Genomic DNA, 23,166 nt, shown 5'->3' with positions numbered 1-23,166 from the left:
ACTTTTATACATTATTGAAAATACGCATTTTATCGTATGGTTTTGCTAATTAAATTTTTTGACTTTTGTATAAACACTTTAAGTCATGAAAAACCTACTAAGCCTTATTTTTTTAGCAACATTTAGTTTAAGTATTTCTGGTCAAAGTTTTGATTTTGTCAACGCTCCGGTAAATCCCCTTGGTTTTAAACACAAAAAAGAGCATTTTTTCTTAAAAGGTGACATTTACGCTTCAGATGGGAAAATTTTTGATAAAAATGGTAATCTTATTTACAACTTCGGTACTAGATATTATTATGACAATTCAGGCAGGATAACTGGAAACAATTACGATGATGAATTTGAATACGATTCAAGAGGCAACATTATTCGTTATAAATACAAATCTGGTTCAGAATACAACTATCAATTTAACACTCAAAACCTCTTAGTTTATGAGAAAAACACCTACGGAGATGAAAAAACCTATAAATACGATAGCAAAAACCGTGTTACTGAAATGGTGTACAAAAAAAAGGGTGTGTTAGACCAAACCAGATATTACAGCTATAACAAAGCAGGAAATACACTTATTGTAACCACACAATATATATATGCAGACGGAAAGGCTGGTTATACAAATAAAATACATTATCGCAATGGCTATACAGTAAAGGAAGAACTAGCATCTGATGTTTTTGACTATGTTGTAGAAACTGATTTTAAAGGAAACAAAAGTAAATTTTATACTGCCGGTAAAGAAAATCCTAGAGTATTTGAAACGTTTAACCGTTACTACAGTGATACAAACAAACCTTTGAATATAGAATTTGGGTATTATTATATGTCTAGCAATCTAAAAAAAGGTAAAATATTACCTGCCGTATATATTAATGGCAAACATGCTAAAGATATAGAGATAAGCAAAGGAATGAAACCTAATGAAAAAGTAATTTATGATGGTCTTACAGAAACCTACTATTCAGTCCCAAACGTTATAGAAGCAGATCATACCATAGACACACGCATACCTGTAACAAAAGTATTATCCAAAGGTTTACCATATATCAATTATGCTTATGACGGAAAGTTTATCAATTACATTCATGGTCAAAACAGAGTAAAATCAAGAGAGTTTTCTTTTATTGGTCCACACATGATTGACTATCGTATAGATAAAAGTAGCGGTATTACTTACATCATTGATAATTACAACAACATTAAGCATAAGGAAATAAAACCTATACGTGTTTTTACCACAGATACAGCTTCAATTGTATACAATCGAAATTTAGAAAACGAAACCTTCTTTATTGTTGTAAAAGGAAAACATATCGATTATAAAAAAGCAAGATTTGAATACCTAAAAAATGGTGACCCAGTCATTTTTATTGATGATAAACCAACCTATGTTCTTTCTGGTTTTGATGCTGCTAGAGAGGGTAAAGTTTTTAAAGGAAAACATTATAATAATGAATTAAATACAGCTACCAATAGTAATTCATCAACTCAAGTTACGAGCACTTCAAATAATACTAATCCCGACAATTCTAGTTCTTCTGGTTACCAATGTATAGAAGGAGATTGTAAAAATGGTTGGGGCAAAATAAAACTACCAGAATCTGAAACTGAGTCTACTTTTAGTAATGGATCTCTTAATGGTGTAACCTACATTAGTTATACTAATGGTGGCTCGTACCATGGTGAATACAATGACAACAGACGCGAAGGTACAGGATTTTATTATTGGTCATCATCTGGTAACACGTACATAGGACAATGGAAAAATGGCAAACAAGATGGTTATGGTTATGTTGTTGATAAATATGGAAGTATAAATAGCATAGGAAAATACTTAAACGGAGAACTTGTAAAAAACCTAGGAACAGATTACAAAGCAAATAAAGTTTCAGGCAGTTGCGTAGGTGATTGCAGTAATGGGTTTGGTAAATACACGTATAATAATGGAGATTATTATATTGGCTTTTTTAATAACGGTTATCGTGCACATTTAGGCACATACTATTGGACTAACAATAGTACTTACACTGGTGCTTACTCAACCAACGGAAAAAGAAATGGGTATGGTAAATACACCTATGTAGACACGTCTGTTTTTAAAGGCTACTTTGTTGATGATAAAATCGATGGTTTAGGAAAAATGAAATATGCTAAATCTGGCAATGTAGTTAATGGTGTATTTAATAACAACGGTGCTAAGGTTAAGGATTATTAAAGTGAAAAAATTCCTTTCCAATACAGAAACTAATTTTGAGTCTAGACAAGTCTTTAATGGATAAGGATAAATTTTAAATCAAAGAGTTTAAGAATTAAATTGTAAACTATTTAGAATTAAGAATCCACTCTGAAATTTGATTTAAAAAATCAGGAACAAAATTCTTTTCAAGTGTGACATATTCCTTTCGTTCACCTGTTTTAGCCTCTTGAAAATAATGATTAGCCTTATCAAAAGTTAATAATTTAAATTGTGTTCGCGATTTAAGAAGGGCATTTTCCATCCTATCCTTATTTTGGTGAATGGGAACTTGATAATCCAGACCACCGAAAAGACTTAATACAGGAATAGTCAGTTTTTCAAAATCATTTGCAGGATCATAATAAAGAAAAGATGTTAACGAAGGTAGTTTATATATAATTTTAAATTCATCTGCTTTGGCAATAGCTTTTTGCTTAACTTTTGTCGAATCTATTTTGCTTTCTGAGTTCATTTCATATAAAATAGTTTCAGTTGTGTTACAAAATAACTGGTATGCTTTTTCTATTCCTGTACCATCTTCAATTGCCCTCATTAACCTGTTGTGTGCAGATACATCTGCTTCGATTAATGATTTGGAAATATTAGTCTGATCAAACTCTTGTCTTACTTGATACAATACCACCTCTACCAAAGGCACTGCTGGTGTAGCCATTAAAACTAGACCTTTTACAGATTCATTCTCAGCTGCAACCTTAGAGGAAAGTATACCTCCTTGACTATGCCCAAACAATATAAACTTATTAAAAGTATGTTTCTCTGAAGATTTAAAATAACTCATAATATGCTCCAAGTCCTTCGTATGGTCTTCGATTGTGCTATTTACAAAATCTCCTGTACTACTTCCTACACCTCTATCATCATATCGAAAAGATGCAATTCCTTTTGTAGCTAAATGGTCTGCTATAACTTTAAATATTTTGAATCCGTCTAATGTTTCGTCCCTATCTTGCGGCCCACTACCTGAACTCATAATTACTAAAGATGACGTATTAAAAGTTGCTGGCAAAGTCAGAGTACCTCCAATTTTAATTTTATCTGCCTGTATTATTAAGTCAACCTCTCTTAAATTTTGATGATTATCACCAACATTTTGAGCTATTATGTTCTGATTCCACAGTAAACTAATTATTGCTAGAGTTAATAATTTTTTCATTTTTAATTATCAATTTTTTGTCATATTGCCTTAAACAGCTTCACAATTTCAGACTTAGTGTCCTCATCTGGTGCAACATTGTAAAATTCTTCAAGTAAGTCTAAAGAGGTTGGTTTTTTTGGGTATTTGTTATTGGCTAAAAAATGTCTTAATGCTTCATTTACTTTGTCTTCACCTATTAATTCGGATAGTTTTACCATTGCAATAGCTCCTTTTGAGTAAGCTATATGTGTTGCACCATATGGTACTTTATACAATGGTGAATTTCCATAAAGTCCTTTTTCATTATCATAAATCTGCTCGTGTATTTTAACGCGTTCCTTCATACGTTCAGTTCCATATATCTTTTTATAAATCATCATTTCGGTATACATGGCCAAAGATTCCGTAAGCATGGACGCACCTTCTCTTTCATCAGGATTAATTAAACTATTTCCCCACCAAATGTGAGACAGTTCATGACCTGCCAGTTCATTTATAACATCTTTGCTTGGGTCACTATCTATATTAGTATGGAAGATCATGTTTTCGGTCATAAAAATGGTGGCTGGATATGCTGTAGCCGCAAATCCACTTGTAAAAGATGAAACTTCAACAAAGCTCATTTTTTCGAATGGGTAAACACCAAAATTATCTATACAATAATCTAAACTCAACATCGCATTGTTTAATAATCGATCTACATTCTCTGGATGCTTTTCATCATATAAAACTTCAATATTGATGCCTTTATGAGTTATAGATTTCTTTTTATATTCTGAAGATGCTACAGCAAACCGGAATGGAAGATCATTAGTTTTGTAATGACTATAAACCCTATCTTTTTCTGTCCAAGACTTTTTTAGGTTTCCTGTACCAATAGGCGTGTGTCCAACCTCCGTAGACACCACCATATCTAGATTAATAAAGTCATTTTTAAAAACCTCTGGCATCTCCAATGGTTTTAAAGCTGTTGGTTCACCTAAATCATAGTTTTCACGCTTTTGTACATCCTCTAATTCGTTATCAGATTGATAGCCTAGAGTTGGGTAGTAATTGCTAATCCTCATAAATGAACCATTATCAACGATGGCATTAAAAGATTCATGTCCATTAACAGCATACCATTTATACGATAAGTTAAACTCTAGAGTCGCTGTTTCACCTGGTATTAAAGGCTTATTCAGCTTAATCTCTGACACTAACTGATCAATTGAAATTTTTTCACCGCGAACACTTAATGTCGCTTCATCTATCCTTAAATCTGAATGAAAATTTAACAATATTTTCTCTATGGGTTCATCAGCTAAATTTTCCAGAATATAGGTTCCTTCAATTTGATAGGCGTTTTCAGAGGGATATAAGTTTATTTTAGTTTCAACATCAGTAATGGTTGGCTGTGCTATATTTTGATAATGGCGATATTTTTTTTCATAACTAGCAGCTTCCGTAGCTATGGTTTCGTCGTCGTTAGGAATATATCCTTTCATAAATTTGGAACCACTAAAAATTCCCAATCCAATAAAGACAACCACAAGACCCAATTTTAATTTTGTCCATGCTCTTGTTTTTAAATAGGAATGTAACATCCACAAAAGACCCAATAGAACTATTCCAAAACATAAACGGTAGGTAAACGCTGGAAGGTAAACTCCATAACCATTTAAATCACTATAAACTCCCTTAAATCCAGAAAAGACATGCAATAAAGGGTAAGGCAACACCATTTTTATTAATGGTGTAGTAAGAACGATTACCACCAAAATAGAGACTCCAAGCGCAGCATATTTATGTTTTAGAAGGCTATTGACGATTATTAAAAAAACAGCCAATAACATAAGAGGAAGCGTATTGAAAACAACAACTCCTAAATAAGCCTGCCAATTGATATGAAAATAGCCGTAACTTACTTGAAATACTAGAGCTAATACGACAAGTAATACTGTAAAGAACAAAATTAATGCACTTACCGAAATAAAGTGGCCTTTTAATTTCACCTTTGAATAAAATGTGCTCTGTTCGATTAAATAAAAATTAGTAGCAGAACTTCTCCAATACAAATCATTAACAAAATAGACCAGTATTAAGGCTCCCAAGAAATGGAAACTTTGAGAAATGGAAGTGGCTAAACGTCCTGAACTGGCATAGTATTCAGGTAAACGAATTCCTTTATCAATTTCAGCATACATCTCCATTCCTACAAAAAACACCAGTAAAATTGAAACTGCTACAATCGTTACACTTTTAAAAAGATAAATTAAATCGACTTTAGCAAAGGACAGAATCGCTTTAACTCCTGATGCTTTATTAAAATTGAATGTTGGTGTTTTAGTGTTCTGTAGTATGCTAGTTTTATGAGGTGTTTTTATTTTTTTAGGCTTTAATTCCTTTTTACTTACAGTTTTGGTAAACGCATAATAACGATAAGCCATCCACAAAAAGACTAGTGATAACAATAGATACACAGCTCTGTTTAAAGCTAAAAACCCGAATAATGGCGTAACGAACTGATTCTTATCTGATACACTAAAATTTCTGGCCTCAAAAAAGTAAGCAGATACACCAAAGGGATCAATAATTGATGATAATTGTTGTACCTCTATAGATTGTGGCATACTCCCAGCCATAAACGGGGAATTAGAAAACACTAACAGCACCATATAAAGTACATAGAGTAATAAACCACCGACAACAACCAATAATTTTTTTCGCGTGGTATAAGCAATCATAGACAGGAAGCTACACACAAAAAAACAATTCAACACTCCAAAAATCAAGAAAGGATACATGTATGACCACAGGTTGAATCCTGATTGTATTTCACTGCCAGTTCGTAAATTTTGACCAATTACAAAACCAACCATCAATAGGAAAAAGCACAATAGTGTTTTGGTAGCAAAAAATGAAAACTTTCCTATTAAATACGTCTTGAGAGAAACTGGGTAAGAGAACAATATGATATCAAATTTTGCATCCCATTCCTTGTACAGAATTTCTACCGCGAACAATATCGCTAAAAATATGACTGAAAGGCTCAATAAGGCAACCATAAAGCCTATGGTATAAGGTGAATTAAGATAGATCCCTTCTCCAACAGTTAGGTTGAATTTGTATCCTGAAAACCATCCTATGAACAACAGTATTACACCTGTTAAGCCCAAAACCCAACGGTTACTTCCATGCTTTAGTTGAAACTGATATATTGCGTTCATAATTAGTTGTTTTGAGAAAGCACATTAAAGTAAACATGCTCCAGTATTGGATCAACTTGTGAAAACCCTTCAGGTTGTGTACCTGCAAAAACTGTAATTTGAAGTTGACGCTCTATAAGTTGTTGACTAATAACTTTAAGGTTTGATTGGTAACTTTCTAATTCATCATTTTCAATAAATTTTGACCAAACTTTACCTTCTAATTCTTTGATTAATTCTTTAGGTTTTCCTGTTTTAAGAATTCGACCTCTATTCATTATAGTCATTTCAGAACATAAGTTTTTTACGTCTTCAACCAAATGAGTAGATAAAATCACAACAACCTCTCTACTAATGTCACTTAGCAGTGTGTTGAAACGGTTACGCTCTTCAGGGTCTAACCCAGCCGTTGGTTCGTCTACGATGATTATTTTAGGATTACCTAATAGAGCTTGTGCCACACCAAAACGCTGTTTCATTCCACCCGAAAACGTATGAACCTCTTTATCTTTAAAATGCCATAGATTCACCTTTTCCAATAAATATTGAATCTGATTTTGACGCTCTGTTTTATTGTTAATTCCTTTTAAAATGGCGATATGATTTAATAAATCATAAGCATTTACTTTAGGATACACTCCAAAATCTTGTGGTAAAAATCCTAGATTCTTCTTGATATAATTTGTTTGCTTAACAATGTCTATATCATTAAATTCTATAGTCCCAGAAGATGGTTTCTGTAAACCAACAATGGTTTTCATTAATGATGATTTCCCAGCACCATTTGGACCCAACAAACCAAACATCCCATTTTTTATGTTTAGAGAAATCCCATTAATAGCGTTGTAACCATTCTTATATGTAAGATTTAGGTTGGTGATTTTTAAGGTATTCATAATATGCGTTTTATAGTATATGCTGTTTTTAAAATTTTAGTAACATGTTAAACCTATGAATTAGTCCAATCAATAATCTTAATCTAGTTTAAGAAATTACAATAATTTGTTTTTTGCTTTAGTCCTGGACTTTACGCAATCTGTCTATTTCAATTTGCAGATCATCTTCTTGTCCAAGCTTATATTGTTTTGAAACTTCAACTCCAAGCAGATAGGCATCTATAGCTTTATCCTTTTGATTGGTTTTTTCATATAACTTTGCCAAATAGGTTAATAACCCAATGTACATAGGATATGCTTCTGAAGTGCTTTTGAGTACCGAAATGGCACCTAAGTCGTTTCCTTTTTCAATCAATACTGAAACAAGATTGAAATACTCTTCAGCTGGTCGTCGTGCCAACTCGCCATATTTATTTTTTAGCTGTTGTTCTGCTTTTAAAAAAGACTTAGCACTGAAATTATCAATAAAGTCCTCATGTATTTTTATATCTGAGAATAAAAACTTTAAACCATTGTAGTTCAATAATAATCGAGATGCCATGTGGCCTTCATCTCCAACCTCTTCATGAAACCATCTAAAGTTTTTTGAGGTATTCTGCTTTACAACGTCAACGTACCTGGTTAGTTCCTGACGCATTCCCCAACCATCTCCACCACCAATTCCAAAGTAGACTGTTTTATTAAGGCTTTCATGAGATTTAAAAAAGGTTTTTGCTTTTTCCGTCATTTCTTCCTTATTCCACCAAAGTGCTGGTGCTTCAACTATAAACGCATCAAAAAGATCTTTGCTTTCCATAAGTGCATAAACACTAAATAGACCTCCCAATGAATGTCCTTCTAGAATACGATAAGGATGTGTTCTGTAATTAGAATCCATATACGGAACCAATTCATCACTCAAAAACTTAAGAAATTTTGGTGCTCCACCACTTTGCGGAATCCCTGAATTGCCAGTACCACCATAAACATTCTGCCCTGCGTTAGATGGTGTTAAATCCCTCGTTCTGTCTAAACTCTCTATACCAACCACAATTAAAGGTGGAATTAATCCTGATTCTGTTAAAAGTTCCACAGTGCCAACGGTGTGTTTGATGTTTTGTAACCCATCCAACACATATAGTACAGGGTAATTTGCTTTAGAAGTATTGTAACCTATTGGTAGTGAAATAACAATTGGGCGGTCTTCTTCTAAAATAATTGACTTAAGATTATACTGAGCACCCAAACCCAAAAGTTGACCATCTTGAGTCCTATCAATCTTATTGGCTACCTGCCCATATAAGTTGTGCTCCACAAAGCCCAAAGCCATAAATAATGTTATTATTAAAATTCGATTTTTCATTGTGTTAATTTTTTTAAGCGTTTGTAAGATGCTGTTGCTCCTTTACTGAGCATGTATATTGTAATTCCAACTTCTCCTAAGGCTGCGGTAAAACCAACAATTAAAGCAGTATAGTTTTCATAACCTGGGAAATTGAAATTTCCAAAAGTTTCAATCAAATAACCTGCTCCTGCTCCTAATAATAAGCCTCCAAAGAATTTTGGAAATACATTAGATTTATAGATAAGCACTCCAAATAATATACAGTGAATTCCAAAAAAACCACCTGCAATTAAGTATCCGTAATGGTGTGTTTCCATTAACAGAAGACTCATTTCCTGAAGTTGCTCAACACTAAAAGATTCAGTCAAAATATTGGAATCCAATACCCTCATTGCCATGTAATGATTTAGAAGATTGATGCTTCCAATAGCGGGATGTGCAATGAGCCTAAAACACGAACTTATTAGAGCTAAACCTTTATGAAAAGGTTTAAAAATCTGATACAAGAATACCGAAATGACTACATCTAATAAGAATGCTATAAGGTCTGTTGTTAGGCCCAATTGAAAAAGAGCTTTGTTTTGTAAAATATTTTCAGCGGTTCTAGTAGCATCTCCAGGAATTATTAAAGTACCTCGTACATAGCCTTGGCTAAAGCCAGCACAAATAATTACAAACAGGTAAAATAAGCCTGTGAGACGTATCTGCTTTAGATTGACAAATGTGTTACTGCGATCCATAGCTTCTTAGTCTTTGTTACTAAAGCAAATTTCTAGTATAAGCAGAACTATTTTTTGACTATTTGTTCCAAACAATTGACTTTAGAGGACAAATTACCTTGTTATAATGGTTTAGAACTTTTACCTCCTTAGTATTAGTCTTCTATTTTAGAGTTTAATTCTTCGAGTAATTCTTCAGCTTTTTCTACTAGTAATTCTTTAGATATCAAATCCTTTACAATATGCCTTGCCTTTTCATTTTCATCTAAAGAAGCATAGGTCTTAGCTAATAAAAGCTGTAGATTTTCATTAAAAAAGTAAGGTGAAGTCAATTCAACAAGTTCTATACCTTTTAACAAACCGTTCTTGTCATCATTAGATGCTAAGATTTTATAGTACCCATAAACTGCAATTAGTGGCATATCGTACATACTAGCATCCTTGGCTAATAACTCTTCGGCTTTTTGAATAGTTATAGTTTCATCTAGAATGTCTTGTATTAGAAGAACACTATTTTCATCGGTATATAACTCTCTCGTTACAGGTTTTAAGCCCAAAGACTGTACTACTGCTTCAGCAGATTTTGCAGTTGAAAAAGGATTTTGACCTGTAACAAAACCTTTAGAAACAACCACTTTAGAGAGCATAAAATCGGTTTGCTCAAATTTAGCACCTCTTGACTTCAGTTTAGTTTCCAAACTAAAAGGAAACTCCTTAACCCACTTTTTACCGAAAAGTTCTTCTTCAACATTACTGAAACCCGTTAATGCCACATCTTTAATTATATATTCATCATTCTCTTTGACGTTTGCAAAAACTGCAGGACCATGACAAACCGAAGCGATAACGGTGTTTTCTCTATTAAAAAGGTTTAATATGATATCTTGAAGTGAAGGGTCAAAAGGCAAGTCAAACATCGCGCCTTTTCCTCCAACGATGTAAATGGCATCGTAGTCATCTGCATTAATACTAGCTGTTGACTTTGTATTATTTAATACATCTAATGCCTTTTGGTCTTCTAAAAGTTGTTGGTTATAAAGTTTTTCTTTATTGTAATTGTCAGGTTCAACCTTTCCACCTTTTGGGCTAGCTACATCAACTGATAAATTATTGTTTTTAAATACCAAATAGGCTTGAGAGAATTCATCAAACTCATATCCAGGTCTTACAGCTCCCATATCTTTTCCGTAGCTACTAACTACCATCAAGACTTTTTTCTGATGATCTGTAGATTGTGCAAAAAATAAAACAGGCATTAATAGGGCGATAAATAAAATAGTTTTTTTCATTGTTGAAATTTTAACGTTTAGATAAAAAACACGAATAAAACAGCATATTGTTACAATATGTGTTTAAAATTCAACAACAAACTTCTGAAGATTTACTATTTATTAATTGACCTTGTGCGCCATAGATTTGACATTTAAGGACAGAACATGCTTATAAAGTTTTTCTGTAATCGTTTGGTGTTTGGCCAGTCCATTTTTTAAATGCTCTATTGAATGCACTTTGTTCAGAAAAGCCTGTTAGAAAGGCAATTTCCCCAATAGATTGTGAGGTTTGAGATAATAATTGAATAGCTGTTTCCTCTCGGTTCTTTTGGACTAAATCTCTAAACGTTAAGTTGCGTTCAGAAAGTCTTCTCTTTAGCGTTCGGCCACTAATTCCTAAGTAGCCACCAATCTGAGCTAAAATCGGAATACCACTTGCCATGGATTCTTTGAGGATTTTATTGATTTCTTCGGTAAGCTCATCCCCTTTTTCGGATAGCTTTTTCTTTTCCTCCTCCATGCGCTGTGTTATGAAATCATGGATAAATCGATCGGCTTTAAGGGTAGTTATATTCAGAGATTTCGCATCAAAAGTTATAGCATTCTCTTTACTATTTGAATGTACAGGACATCCAAAATATTCAGCAAAATCTTCAACCATAGAAATACTATGTTTAAAGCACACCTCTAGAGGTATTATCTTTTTGCCTGTTACTTCATTTATAACTTCAAGCAACATAACAAAAGGCACCTCAATAGTAGTTTTGACTCCTTTTCGATATACGTCACGGTCTAAAGTTAACGTAATTGTAGACGCATTTTCACTTAAGCTAATGCTTCCATCATTAGTCACTAAAACCATGTAACGCTTAACATTTCGTAAAACATCTATAGCCTCTAAACAGGTTTTCCAAGATAAGCCTAAAGTGCCATAATCATTAGAATTTAGTTGCTTTCCTTGTCGTAACCCAAAATTTGGTGCTAAGTGGTCTTCAGCAAGCTCATACACATCTAAAAGTGATGTCATAGGCACATAAGCATCCGTCAAATTTAATGTATGATTTTCCCCAAGAAGTTCAGTTGACAATCCTTCTCTTATGGCAAGTTGTAATGCTTTTTTATAAATTGATGAAGAAACAAATGGCATAATATTATTCCATTAATTCGCCTAGGTCATTGCCTGTTAATAACTGTACATTTTTAGTAATCTTTTCAATACTCCAATGCCACCATTGTAATTCTAAAAGCTGGTTAATCTTATCGTCATCAAAACGTTTTCGTATAGCTTTTGCAGGATTTCCTCCCACAACAGAATAGGGTTCAACATCTTTAGTTACTACAGATTTGGTAGCAATAATAGCTCCATCTCCTATTGTTACTCCTGGCATAATGGTAGCATCATGCCCTATCCAAACATCATTGCCAATAATGGTATCACCTTTTGTTGGATAACTTTTTCCATCCATGGCATTTTGCCAATCTCCACCAAATATGGCAAATGGATATGTGGTTATCGCATCTGTGAGATGATTTCCGCCATTCATAATAAAAGTGACACCTGAAGCTATCATACAGAACTTTCCAATAATTAGCTTGTCTCCAATAAAATCGAAGTGGTATTTTACGTTGTTTTCAAAATTCTGAACATCTTCAAAATCATCATAATACGTGTAGTCACCAACAATAATATTAGGATTTTTAATAATATTCTTTAAATAGCAAAGCTTATTGTAATGCTCTAGCGGAAAAGTTGTATTAGCGTCAGGGATTTTCATAGGATGAATTTAAAAAATACTTTTTAATACTACGAAGGTTAATCAACAACTTTTAAGTAATAGAAGAATTAATTACTATTATTTACCAATATACGCGGTAACAAAAAAGAACTTCAATCGTTGAAAAGTAAAGCCAAACCAATTAACAATGAAAAACTTCTTATTACTACTTACTTTTTTAGTATCAATAACAGCATATTGTCAAACGACTAAAATAGATGACTTCATTAAAACAAAAATGACTGAAAGAAACATTCCTGGTCTTCAGCTTGCTATTGTAAAAAAAGAACAAATAATTCTGTCTAAAAGCTATGGTATTGCCAACATTGAAGATGATATAAAAGTTGATGATTCTACCACTTTTGCTATAAACTCCATGACTAAGGCCTTTACAGGTGTTGCGATAATGCAATTGCAAGAACAAGGTAAATTAGATATTGAAGACACAATTCAAGACTATTTAGACAATCTTCCTGAATCTTGGAAAAATATAACCATTAAGCAATGTTTAACTCACACTTCTGGCCTACCGAATATGATGAATGATTATGCTGAAATTCTAGCTACTTGGGAAGAAGTCCAACAATTACCTATAGTTTTTGAGCCTAACACTGATTTTGAATACAATCAGACTAATTATACAATCTTAGGAAAGATTATAAATAAATTAAGCGGAATGAGTTTTCAGAAGTTCATTCAAGAGCATCAACTAAAGCCAGTAAATGCAAATAGAACTATTGAAGCTGGTTTTGGTCATTACGAAGAGGTTATTCCACATTCAGCAAGAGGTTATTCTAACTTTAAAACAGGTAATCTAACCCATGCTTATGAGTACTTCCCTGAAGACATGAGAACTGCTGCTGGGATGAGCAGTACTGCGCTCGATTTAGCCAACTGGCATATAGCCCTTCAAAATGGAGAGTTAATAAGCAAACAAAGCTTGAAACAGTTATGGACGCCTGCCATTTTAAACAACGGAAAAACCAAGGCTTTTGGAGGTAATTTGAATGGATATGCAATTGGTACACCCATCATGCTTATGGATAGTGGTGAAAAAATTGTAGCTACCATTGGTGGTGGACGTGTTGCTGCGCTTACATTCCCTGATAAAGAAACTACAATTATTGTTCTAACCAATTTACAAGGAGCATTCCCAGAACGCCATATAGAAGAACTTTTAGAGTTTATTGATTAAATAACAAGAGCATAAAAACCGCTCAAAATGAGCGGTTTTTAGATAAATACACCTTGCTTTAATTTACTCTTTTCTATAGTTAAAACTTGTACTTATAGCCTAAACGAATGACTTGGGTTTCGTAATAATCATTACTTGTGTAATTAAATGTTTCTCCATTTACTTCTTTTTTAATTACCAAGGTATTGAACAAGTCGGTGGCATTAAGAAATAGTTCTCCTTTATTATTTTGGATTGGTTTTTTAATACCAAAATCTATCGAAAAACGAGACTTAATTTTACCTTGAGGAATAATATCTGGTGCTAAATAAATTGAGGTTAACTGTGCTTCAATTTCTTTAGGCAGTTTTGCTAAAACATTCAGTTTAATGTTTCCTGAATAGGCTGTTTGCTCTGGTATTGATATTGTACTTTCAACAGGATATTTATTAAGTACAGAAAAGGCATCAATTTTATTGTAATAACCGTTCATATTCAGATTAGCTGACCATACGTCTGATAGTTTTTTATCTACAACTATTTCTAATCCTGTATTAAAACTATTTCCTGCATTGTGCGACACATTATAAATTAAGTTAGAATCACCTTCAGTAGTTGCAATTCTGGTAATAGTACCATCGGTTATTCTATGGTATAATGCGGTATATAAATACCCTTTATTCCATTGGTTTTTATATCCTAATTCAAATGAATTTGTGAATTGTGGGTTAAGAGCAGGATTTCCAACTTTAATAATTTCGGCATCGTCATACTTTGGAAAAATACGAATATCTACTTCATCTGGTCTATCTACACGTCTATTGTAAAATGCTGAAAGTCTGTTTTTATCATTTATTTTATAACTAATCCTTGCATTGGGAAATGGTTGAAAATAGTTATAACCATCACTTTGGTAAGTATTATGATTTGGGTCTACTTGATACTCTAAATTCACGTATTCTACACGTAAACCTGCTTCGGCTTCCCAGTTTTCAGTTTCGTAGGTATAATTAGCATATACTGCTGGAATAATTTCTTTGTATTCTGCTTTACCATCTGCACCAGTATCTAATACCGAGTTTTCATCGGATGGATTGAATTGCATATCAGTTGGGATTATTCTATTTCTAAACTTAAAGCCTATTTCTAACAGTCCATGCTTTAAAGGTTTAGAGTAATCTAAAGCTACATCAACCACTTTTTGGTCTGCTATTAGGAAAAAGGATTCTTCTTCAGCAAAAGAAGGTGTAGTATTCGTGAAAAAATATTTTTCGTCTTCTCTATCAAACGTGTAATTGAATGAAGCGTTTAATTTATGACCAGGTTGTGAAAATTTATGTTCAAAGTTAGCCGAAAACATTGCAGCTGTTAAAACTTCATCTTCTAAAAATTGCCATAATCGTAACTGTTCTGCTAATTGTTGGTTGTAAAATGGTTGGTCTCCATAATCTTTAATACTTTCCTTACTAAAAAGTCCAGATACCGTTAGTGTATTGTTATCATTAATAAACCAATCCAGCCCTGCTTTTGATGTAAAGAAATTAGTATTACGATTGCGTTTTAGTTGTTGATTTATCACAGTACCATCATAGTAACTACGAGTGGTAAACTCATTTTTATTTAGAGTCTCTGTATATAAATTGTCTGCTTGCAAAAAGAAATTTATTTTTTCCTTTCTATAATTAAGCGCAATTGATGGATTAATTTTAGGTGTCATTTTATATTGTGGTCTTATACCTGGTAAATTTTCTTTCCGTTCCCATAGTGCTCCTAAACCTTTTGTTAAACCAAGCGTTCCATTAAAACCGTTTTGACTTTCTTTTTTTAAAATGATGTTTATAATACCTGCATTACCATTGGCATCATATTTTGAAGAAGGATTGTTTATAATCTCAATTCTTTCAATAGCAGATGCAGGAATGTTATCCAATCCATTTTGATTACCAAAACCTGTAATTGCCGTTTGTTTACCGTCTATAAGTACCAATACTTTGTCGCTACCACGCAATTGCACTTTGCCTTCTTGTGTTGTGATACCTGGCAGATTTTTTAATGATTGTAAAACCGTTCCGCCACTTTGTGAGATATTGGCGCTTACTGCATAGGTTTTTTTGTCCATTTTACTGCCTATGGTCTCTTTCTTTGATGTTATAACTACTTCATCTAATTGCGATACATCTTCTTCTAATGCAATAGTGCCTAAATCTAAATATTTGGAATTCTCTCCAACATAAATGGTGTTAGTATACGATTTATAACCTATGAAAGACACTTCTATAGTATAATTAGCGGAACTGATATTTTCTAGTGTGAATATCCCTTCATCATCGGTAATAACGCCAGCAACAATATTATTATTAGTGTTTGTTCCCTTTAAAACTACATTCACATAAGCCAAAGGATCTTTTAAATTAGCATCTATAATTTTACCTGATACTGTTATATTTTGGGTTTGTGACCATGTTAACACAGACCATAAAAGTATAATGGTCTTTACTAAAATTTTAATCTTCATCCGATTCGTTTTCTTCTTCTATTTTTTAAATTGTTTGTTCTATTTTTTGTCTTCTATGTTCCAGATATATAAGTATTACTATTACCACTAAAGCGACTATTGAGGCATTTAATGTACCAAGATCTAAGCCACCTTTAGATACAGGTTTTGTTAGAAAATCTCCGAATGTTGCCCCAAAGGGTCTTGTGAAAATAAATGCCAACCAAAACAAGACCACTTCATTTATTTTAGTTGCGTAATGGACTACAACTACCACTATGATAATAGCTGCAGTAACTAAAGCACCTTGTAAATACGTTAAGCCAACAACATCACTTAAATAATCTCCAAATGCTGTACCCAAGCTATTTGAAAACAGAATGGCCATCCAATAGTACATTTCCTTATTCTTGTTAATTATTGGGTACACATTTAAGCTATGGTGTTTCTTTTTCCATAAGAACAGTGTTGTTATTAAGCCTACAAACAGTAAAATACTTCCTCCTGTGTAACCAAGATGTAATGATCTATGTATAAAATCCGATATTTCTGTACCTAATGTAGTTGTAGCAATAATGACCAACCAGTACACATAAGGAATATATTTTTTACAGTTAAGCTGAGCCAATAGAACAACAATAAAAACTAATGCTGTTATCCCAAGACTTATTAAATAACCCAGGTTTAGTGTCATTGAAATAAAGTCTCCAAAAGTTTCTCCTAATGTTGTAGCGACAATTTTCATTAACCAAAACAAAATGGTTATTTGTGCTACTTTGTTGAATTGATTATTAGTTGCCATTTTTTAAAATTTATATTTAAAACCGATTAAATAGTTATTGTTTTTTCCTGAAAATGTAAATTCATAGTGTTCTTTTTGATAAGGAGTAGTAAATAAATAAGTACTCCCAACCCCAACAATAATACCTCCCAATACATCCCAACCATCATGTCTATCATTCAATCCTTCTAACCTTGAGTAAGCCACAAATCCAGAAAGTAGATATGCAGGAATACCATATTTCCATCCGTATCGTCGTTGAATAAAAGAGGCACTTTGAAAAGCAACCGATGTATGCCCTGAAGGAAATGCATGACCATCTGTGGCTCCTTCTGGTCTTGGCTTATTAATAGCATATTTTAACCCATAAGTTAGAGCCAAATTGGTAGCAAACCCTTTTGCGAATTGCCAAGTTCCCTTTTTGTCACCAATAATAGTTGTAAGTCCTGTAGCTATCGGCATTGAATAGTTGAGTACATCACCAATATCTTGAATTGTTTTTTCGGCTTTGTATTCTCTTGGTGTTTCATTTTGCGCTCGCAAATAAAAACCTGTCATTAGAAAAAATAATAGTAATACTTTAAAAATAACGGTACATCTCATTTGTTTTATAATTGATTTAGACACTACTAAACTTTAACTCTATCTTATATTCTACAGATTAATTAGTAAGCAAAATTTAATCTATAAACCTATCCATACTAGGCAGAAAAGCAATTTAGTTTTATCAAATGTAGTTTTGAATTCTAAAGAAATTATAAAGGCTATTTCTGTTTTAATTAAGATTAAACCAAAACCTTCAAAGACTGTTTTTTTTATAAAATTGTAAGTCCCTTGTCTCAAATTCTAAAAAAATATACTTTCTTAAAATTTCCTTTAGAATTGTGTTGTATTCTTATACATTGTAAAATACAAGCTGCTGCATTAGCATTTGGTTTTATGTCATATTTTATTGTATACAAACTGCCAATTAGTAATGATTAAAACGTTAGCAAACCAAACAGAATTAACCAAGGGGCATAATCTTAACAGCATTGTTGAGAATAATTTTAAAAAAGTGAATTTAAAATTGTTGATAGTGCCCATTGTAATACTGCTTTTTTTTATTTGCTTTTTTTTATTTTCAATGGAAGGCTCTTTTGTGAATACCTATGTAGAATCACAAAAAGATCTATTTTTAAATCTAAACCATCTTTTGTCCATTTACCCTAACCTAGAATACAATATTTCATATCTGGGCGATGCACTTGTACTTTTTCCTTTTGTTTTTATATTCCTTTTTCTTACACCAAAACTTTGGGAAGCTATATTAACTTCATCGCTTATTACATTAATCACATGTGCTATTCTTAAATCTTTTTTTGCAGTGCCTAGACCAGCTGCCATGATAGACATGAGTACGTTTACCATTATGGGCAGACCCAACATATTGCATACTTCATTACCTTCAGGACATGCCATGACAGCCTTTATGGTCATTACTATTTTACTGTATGCATTTATGCCCAAAAAAAAGGCATCTAAGATTCTATGGTCCGTTATATTAATTACAGTTGGGTTAGTTATTGCTTTTTCTAGAGTAGCTGTAGGTGCTCACTACCCTGTTGATACAATTATTGGCTGCACTATTGGCTATAGTATAGCAATATTTGGTGTTAAAATAAACACAAAACTAAACTGGTTATATTGGATGAAAAACAGAAAGTTCTATCCAATTATTATGTTAATTTTGTCTATCTGGGCGTATCTTGTCATTATGAAGCTTATAAAGCACAATATGGTTATATTTTATCTTTCATTATTGGCATTAATAGCTACGTTTGTTGTAATTGTAAATAAATATGCCAAAACAATTAAAGCTTAAATCCTACGCATTATTAGCTAGTCTTGTTAATCTAGTTCTTTACCAATATCCCTTTTTTAAGTTTGTACTTAGTAACAACAATCTAAAAAGTACAAGTGGCATTATGCTACTTATTAGCCTAATTGTTGCTTCTGTAATCTTAAATGCCTTTGTGTTTTATATAGGGCTTTATCTACTTCGCAATGTTGGCAAATGGCTCCTCGCCTTATTTTTCAATATTAGTGCAATAGCTGTTTATTTTATTAACACCTATGGTATCATTATAGATAGAACCATGATTGGAAATGTCTTTAACACCAATTATGAAGAATCTAGCAGCTTCCTTTCCTTTGGGTTAGTTTTATATGTACTTTTTTTGGGGTTATTACCAAGTTTCTTTCTTTTTAAGTTTAAAATAGTACGTCCAAAACTTAAAAGCTTTTTAATACATACAGGTCTAACCTTATTATTTCTTGGTGTTTTAGTTTTTGCAAACTCTACAAACTGGTTGTGGATTGATAAAAACTCTAAAACTCTTGGCGGATTGGTTATGCCCTGGTCTTATGTTGTGAATACCAGTAGATACTATAGTCATATTAACAAGAAGAATAAAAAACAGATTCTTTTACCTGATGCAACTATAAAAGATGATGAAAAATCAATTGCTGTATTGGTAATTGGTGAGTCTGCCAGAAGCGAAAACTTTTCCTTATATGGTTATGATAAAAACACCAATCCGTTACTATCTCAAATAGAAGGTCTAAAGCATTTTGAAACAGAATCTTGTGCCACATACACCACAGCAGGACTACAATGTATATTAGAACATAAAGACACCGGAAAGCTTTATGAAATACTACCCAATTACTTATTTAGAAATGATGTAGAAGTCATTTGGAAAACCACCAATTGGGGAGAACCTAAAGTGATTATCGATAATTTTCAGAACAAGGAAATGCTAAGGAAAAACTGTGAAGGACCAGATTGCGAATACGATGGCATATTACTTAAGGGTTTAAAAGATGAAATTTTAGCAAGCAAAAAAAATAAAATATTGGTTGTTTTACATACCAGTACGAGCCACGGCCCAACTTATTTCGAAAAATATCCAAAGCAATTTGAAAAATTCACTCCAGTTTGCAAAAGTGTTAAGCTGGCTAATTGTACACAAGAAGAATTAATAAACGCATACAACAACACCATTTTATATACCGATTACATTGTTGCTAATTTAATTGATGATTTAAAGCAATTAAAAGAATACAAAAGCACGATGATTTTCATATCCGACCATGGAGAATCTTTAGGTGAAAAAGGACTTTATATGCATGGAATTCCTGCAAGTTTAGCACCAAAAGAACAGTTAGAAATACCTTTTATTGTTTGGACTTCTGATAACTCAAGAAAGGTTAAAGAAAATCAAGGACACTCACAGCACAATATCTTTCATAGTGTTTTAGATTTTCTGGCTATAGACAGCCCAATTTACGAACAAGATATGAGCATCTTTATAAACTAAAGGTTTTTTCAAGATTGTGTTTATAAAAGAAAATGCCAAGATCTAGCATAGATCACGGCATTTTCAACCAATCAAATCAATCAACTATGAAAAAACTCAACATATCACTTAATCATTCTCTTTTTCACTATTTTCTTTATTAACTTCTTGTTTTACAATTTTTCCAGAAGAGTTAATGGCTACTTCAATTTCGGTTTTGCCTTTTTCAATTTCAAATTCATAAACCAAACCTTGAGGTGTTTCCGATAGTTCTACTTCTTCAATTTCATAATCTGGAAATGCTGATGTTAAAGCAGTTTTTACATTCTGTGGCACGTCCTTTTCTTCAATCTCATGCTCTGTTTCTTGCCAAGTGCCATCTTCCAAAAAATTAGCAGAATATTCTACTCTGTCTATTTTAAATTCCGCTTCCCATTCGGTGGCATTTTCCTTTTCCCATTTTACTTTTTTAGCCGTTGGAAATTTCTTTGCAAAGGCCTCTCTTACTTTTTGTGGTGCCTTATCTTTTACTGATGTAAAAGCAAACATAAGTGTTACCAAAAAGGCACCAAGTAGTATTTTTATCGTTCTCATCTTTTAAACTTTTAATTGTTAATAACATAAAGTTAGCTCCCAATTCTAAAGATGATTTTAAGGAATTCTAAAGAAATTTTCAATTAACATTATTTTAATAGTAAGCACACTATTGCGGTATGGTAACCTTAAGAAAAGTGTATTGAAAAAATGTGCTGTTTACCTTCAAACTCATAGGTAACTTCAAACTGATACAAATCGCAAATTTTCTTAACAATAGCCAATCCTAATCCTGTAGATTTTACACCATTAGATTCTCTATAAAATCGATGGAATAGTTTTTCAGGGTGCTCTAATGGCTTTTCACCTAAGTTAGAGACTACCAAAGAAGTCTGAGTAGTTATAATGGTGATCAACTCCCCTTTTTTACTGTACTTAACAGCATTAGAAATTAAGTTATTTACCAAAATATCTGCAAGATAGGAATCCATTGAAACTTTCAGTATTTCAGATGACTTATAAAATAGTTCAGCCAATTGTAGCTCCTTAAAACTTTCTACTTTTTCGTTTATTAGCTGTGATATATCAACAGTTTCAATATTAATAAATTGGTTATTATCTATTTTAGTAAGTGTGGTAATACGTTTGTTCAACTGCTTTAAACGTTGTATGTCTTTTTGTATAGAAGTAATCTCTTCAAACTGTTTATCATTTATTTCAGAAGCATTAATTATATTATCAATCTTAGCTTGTATAATAGCTAATGGAGTCTGCATTTCGTGCGAGACATCTTCTGTAAACTGCTTTAATGTTTCGTAATCTGTACGTACTTTGTTGGTTAATGTTAATATTTCATTCTTTAATTCAGAAAACTCAAGTACATCACTATCTACTAGTTCTAATTGCGCTTTTGTGGTAAGTGAAAAACGCTTCATTTGTTCTAAATTCTTAAAAAATGGATGCCATAATTGCAGATTTCTTTTTGTATTAAAATAAAAAAGAAACACAAATGCCAGCCCAAAAATGGCAACATTAGACAACACTATGGCAAAAAGAAAATCTTTAGACTCCAATACCATTTCTCTTATGGTAATTTGATAGTTTTTACCATTTATAGTTTTGTAAACAGAAAGCTCTTTAAAAAGTTCCATTTCATCTTGTGATGGATCGTAGATTATAGTGTCTTTTAAAAACTTAGCTTGTAAGGATTCAACTTCATTAATTTCGGCAAATGGCGGTAAAGAACTAACAACTCTACCTGAAGCCAAAGCACTTTCAACTCTTGCTTCAGCCGAATACAGCACTTCTTCAAGTTCGTTTTCTAGTTGATATTTGGTATAAAAATATAGAACAACAGTACTAAGTAAAGCTAGTACCAATCCTATTAAAAGAAATGTTCTTGATGTTTTTTTTATAAGTCTAACCTTTTTTGACATAGCTTATTCGTCAATAAATTTATAACCGCTACCATAGGCTGTTTTAATATATTTTGCTCCTTCTTTTGTTAGCTTTTTTCGTAAGTTATTGATATGAACATATATAAAATCAAAATTATCTAACAAATCGCTATCGTCTCCCCAAAGATGTTCTGCTATAATCTCTTTAGAAAGCACACGTTCTTTATTGGAAATAAAAAACAATAATAAATCATACTCCTTTTTTGTAAGTAAAACAGCCTTATTATTTATATATGCTGTACGAGATTTTGTATTAATCTTAATTTCATTAAACTCTATAATCTCATCTCCGCCATATTTTCCGCGTCTAAGTACTGCTTTAATACGAGAATTGAGTTCTGCTAAATGAAATGGTTTTGTAATATAATCATCTGCTCCCAGATCTAGGCCCTCTAGCTTATCGGTCAAAGAATTATTCGCAGATATAATAATGACTCCTGCTTTTTTCTTTTCTTTTTTTAGTGTCTTAAGTATTTCCAACCCACTACCTGTTACCAGATTAATGTCTAAAACAATCACATCGTAGTCATAAATAGCAACCTTTTCAGAAGCTTCCCTAAAATCTGAAGCCACCTCACAGATGTTGCCATCTCGCTCTAGATAGGTTACAATAGATTTTTGTAAATCGTGTTCGTCTTCGGCTATTAAAAACTTCATAACAATAAATTTAAAAAATATAAATCTAGTGCTATAATCTAAATTTATTCTAAAGAGATTTAAAATAACTACAAACTAAGGCTACTAAACCTTATACTACAGGTATTTGTGTCCAAACAGTCCAAGAAAAATTACAGATGATAAGTATTAAGATTATATTCTT

The 23,166-nt window shown here is 32.4% G+C and carries 18 protein-coding genes; 4 read left to right on the top strand and 14 right to left on the bottom strand.

Translation table 11 applies throughout. From position 1 onward, the window contains the following. Positions 1-85: 85 nt before the first annotated feature. Positions 86-2,215, top strand: a complete 2,130-nt coding sequence (locus MST30_RS12625; RefSeq protein ID WP_243471762.1) for an MORN motif precursor — start codon at positions 86-88, stop codon at positions 2,213-2,215. 106 nt (positions 2,216-2,321) lie between these two features. Here the strand turns inward: MST30_RS12625 and MST30_RS12620 are convergent, their stop codons facing one another. From MST30_RS12620 to MST30_RS12585, 8 genes are all read right to left on the bottom strand, one after another. Continuing rightward, positions 2,322-3,410: an alpha/beta hydrolase family protein gene (locus MST30_RS12620; protein ID WP_243471761.1), complete on the bottom strand. Its 1,089-nt coding sequence runs from the start codon at positions 3,408-3,410 to the stop codon at positions 2,322-2,324. A 20-nt stretch (positions 3,411-3,430) separates the two neighbouring features. After that, positions 3,431-6,601, bottom strand: coding sequence for a M1 family aminopeptidase (locus MST30_RS12615; RefSeq protein WP_243471760.1), 3,171 nt, complete (start codon positions 6,599-6,601; stop codon positions 3,431-3,433). A gap of 2 nt (positions 6,602-6,603) precedes the next feature. Beyond that, positions 6,604-7,476, bottom strand: coding sequence for an ABC transporter ATP-binding protein (locus MST30_RS12610; RefSeq protein ID WP_243471759.1), 873 nt, complete (start codon positions 7,474-7,476; stop codon positions 6,604-6,606). Positions 7,477-7,594: 118 nt separating this feature from the next. Then, positions 7,595-8,818, bottom strand: a complete 1,224-nt coding sequence (locus MST30_RS12605) for an alpha/beta hydrolase-fold protein (RefSeq protein WP_243471758.1) — start codon at positions 8,816-8,818, stop codon at positions 7,595-7,597. After that, positions 8,815-9,540, bottom strand: coding sequence for a DUF4386 domain-containing protein (locus MST30_RS12600; protein WP_243471757.1), 726 nt, complete (start codon positions 9,538-9,540; stop codon positions 8,815-8,817). Before MST30_RS12600 ends, MST30_RS12605 begins: the two co-directional genes overlap by 4 nt. Positions 9,541-9,674: 134 nt before the next feature. Then, entirely contained in the window at positions 9,675-10,808 is a 1,134-nt protein-coding gene (locus MST30_RS12595) for a type 1 glutamine amidotransferase domain-containing protein (protein ID WP_243471756.1), read from the bottom strand. Positions 10,809-10,959: 151 nt separating this feature from the next. Continuing rightward, the gene (locus MST30_RS12590) at positions 10,960-11,937 is read right to left on the bottom strand and encodes an AraC family transcriptional regulator (RefSeq protein ID WP_243471755.1); all 978 of its coding nucleotides are present in this window, start codon (positions 11,935-11,937) and stop codon (positions 10,960-10,962) included. Between the two features lie 4 nt (positions 11,938-11,941). Further along, complete coding sequence (locus MST30_RS12585; RefSeq protein WP_243471754.1) at positions 11,942-12,565, bottom strand: CatB-related O-acetyltransferase; 624 nt, start codon at positions 12,563-12,565, stop codon at positions 11,942-11,944. Between the two features lie 148 nt (positions 12,566-12,713). On the opposite strand from MST30_RS12585, the gene MST30_RS12580 reads away from it, so the two are divergent. Then, positions 12,714-13,760 carry a serine hydrolase domain-containing protein gene (locus MST30_RS12580; protein WP_243471753.1) on the top strand — a complete coding sequence of 349 codons (1,047 nt, stop codon included), beginning with the start codon at positions 12,714-12,716 and terminating at the stop codon, positions 13,758-13,760. Between the two features lie 79 nt (positions 13,761-13,839). Here MST30_RS12580 and MST30_RS12575 read toward each other — a convergent pair whose 3' ends face one another. From MST30_RS12575 to MST30_RS12565, 3 genes are read right to left on the bottom strand one after another with little or no spacing between them, the layout of a single operon-like run. Then, on the bottom strand, positions 13,840-16,254 hold the full coding sequence (locus tag MST30_RS12575; protein WP_243471752.1) for an outer membrane beta-barrel family protein: 2,415 nt from the start codon (positions 16,252-16,254) through the stop codon (positions 13,840-13,842). A gap of 25 nt (positions 16,255-16,279) precedes the next feature. After that, complete coding sequence (locus MST30_RS12570; protein ID WP_243471751.1) at positions 16,280-17,035, bottom strand: COG4705 family protein; 756 nt, start codon at positions 17,033-17,035, stop codon at positions 16,280-16,282. A 3-nt stretch (positions 17,036-17,038) separates the two neighbouring features. Next, positions 17,039-17,572 carry a phosphatase PAP2 family protein gene (locus MST30_RS12565; protein ID WP_243471750.1) on the bottom strand — a complete coding sequence of 178 codons (534 nt, stop codon included), beginning with the start codon at positions 17,570-17,572 and terminating at the stop codon, positions 17,039-17,041. A gap of 418 nt (positions 17,573-17,990) precedes the next feature. Between MST30_RS12565 and MST30_RS12560 the strand changes: the two genes are divergently transcribed. Then, a complete protein-coding gene (locus MST30_RS12560) occupies positions 17,991-18,878 on the top strand; it encodes a phosphatase PAP2 family protein (protein WP_243471749.1) in 888 nt (295 codons plus the stop codon). Further along, positions 18,856-20,376 carry a phosphoethanolamine--lipid A transferase EptA gene (eptA, locus tag MST30_RS12555; RefSeq protein WP_243471748.1) on the top strand — a complete coding sequence of 507 codons (1,521 nt, stop codon included), beginning with the start codon at positions 18,856-18,858 and terminating at the stop codon, positions 20,374-20,376. Before MST30_RS12560 ends, eptA begins: the two co-directional genes overlap by 23 nt. Before the next feature lie 108 nt (positions 20,377-20,484). Here eptA and MST30_RS12550 read toward each other — a convergent pair whose 3' ends face one another. The 3 genes from MST30_RS12550 to MST30_RS12540 all read right to left on the bottom strand — a co-directional run bounded on the left by MST30_RS12550 (position 20,485) and on the right by MST30_RS12540 (position 23,003). Further along, complete coding sequence (locus tag MST30_RS12550; protein WP_243471747.1) at positions 20,485-20,949, bottom strand: PepSY-like domain-containing protein; 465 nt, start codon at positions 20,947-20,949, stop codon at positions 20,485-20,487. Positions 20,950-21,077: 128 nt separating this feature from the next. Then, positions 21,078-22,325, bottom strand: coding sequence for a sensor histidine kinase (locus MST30_RS12545; protein WP_243471746.1), 1,248 nt, complete (start codon positions 22,323-22,325; stop codon positions 21,078-21,080). A 3-nt stretch (positions 22,326-22,328) separates the two neighbouring features. After that, complete coding sequence (locus MST30_RS12540) at positions 22,329-23,003, bottom strand: response regulator transcription factor (RefSeq protein WP_243471745.1); 675 nt, start codon at positions 23,001-23,003, stop codon at positions 22,329-22,331. Positions 23,004-23,166 lie beyond the last annotated feature (163 nt).

It is taken from the genome of Winogradskyella sp. MH6 (assembly GCF_022810765.1).
GTDB lineage: Bacteria > Bacteroidota > Bacteroidia > Flavobacteriales > Flavobacteriaceae > Winogradskyella.
The sequence above is the reverse complement of the archived record's forward strand: the minus strand, read 5'-3'. Positions and strand labels throughout refer to the sequence as shown.